The following is a 1,002-nucleotide window of genomic DNA, read 5'->3' as shown; positions in this document are numbered from 1 at the left end:
GGCAAAACCACCTAAAATAAACCTCGATACACCAGCATTGTGTATTTCAGCTACTCAATAATTGGGAAACTTCAGCTTTTTAATGACTTATGGTCAATGCCCGATAAAGTATCGGCTGAAGCCTTTCTAAAGCAGTGGTGTGAAGAAGTAGAAAAATCTAAAATCTCAGCATTTATGAAGTTTGTAAAGACCGTTCGGAGCCATTGGTCTGGCATTATTCATTTCGTTGAAACAAAGATTACAAATGGAATTCTTGAGGGAATTAATAGCAAGGTCCAACTGGCCAAACGACGAGCAAGAGGTTATCGTAATATTAATAATTTTATCAATATGATTTACTTTCTTTGTGGTAAGTTAAAATTCGACTACCCACTGTATTTCACATAGAGCCAAAGTTATTCTGTATAGTAAGGAGCGAGAATTCAATAATACTTGCTCCTAGGTTGATAATACTGATTTGTTTTGGCAGGGGGAAGTAAAGACGTTTTTTAATCGTTATTAAAGTAGGTTTCGGGCGAAATTACTTAATGATAACGTGTATTAATAACTATATGTGGAGGGAGCAAGAGCGGATTTTAGTGCGCAATGATTCTATCCTGTAACGAACTAAAGTCTGCTCTGCAAAATACATCTTTTGATCAAAGATTTAAAGGATTCTATTCTGATTTTACGGTTGATTTATCCAGTCCTGAATAAACAGGACACCAAACTGTATAGCCAGTAGCAACTAAAATTAAACCGATAAGTAATAAAGGTACAGAAGCTAGAAATAGAGAGATAAATAATGCGGCACAGCCTGCATAAAGACGTATTTGTTTTTCTTTTGTGCCAACATTAATTTCAAATTTAAGCATACGTTTAAAATCAAAGCTCATGGTTTTACCTATTCTTTATTATTATATGATATTGAAAAGAGATGACTTAATCATCATGATTTAACCTTTACAAATATACAGGGCAATAAAAATTGTGCAAGTATATGATGAAAAAAGGTGTAAATAT

The 1,002-nt window shown here is 33.5% G+C and carries 1 protein-coding gene and 1 pseudogene; one reads left to right on the top strand and one right to left on the bottom strand.

What is annotated here, in order from left to right; translation table 11 throughout:
- Positions 1-75: 75 nt before the first annotated feature.
- Positions 76-387, top strand: a pseudogene (locus CDZ78_RS20955) (ISL3 family transposase); the annotation flags it as partial.
- Between the two features lie 269 nt (positions 388-656).
- Here CDZ78_RS20955 and CDZ78_RS20950 read toward each other — a convergent pair.
- On the bottom strand, positions 657-875 hold the full coding sequence (locus CDZ78_RS20950) for a YgaP family membrane protein (RefSeq protein WP_087871648.1): 219 nt from the start codon (positions 873-875) through the stop codon (positions 657-659).
- Positions 876-1,002: the final 127 nt, after the last annotated feature.

Origin of the sequence: Bathymodiolus platifrons methanotrophic gill symbiont (genome assembly GCF_002189065.1) — a bacterium.
Lineage (GTDB): Bacteria > Pseudomonadota > Gammaproteobacteria > Methylococcales > Methylomonadaceae > Methyloprofundus.
The sequence above is the reverse complement of the archived record's forward strand: the minus strand, read 5'-3'. Positions and strand labels throughout refer to the sequence as shown.

Bases quoted from the DNA above. Each gene is read 5' to 3' on its own strand.
- CDZ78_RS20950 (WP_087871648.1), bottom strand. From the start codon at position 875: ATGAGCTTTGATTTTAAACGTATGCTTAAATTTGAAATTAATGTTGGC.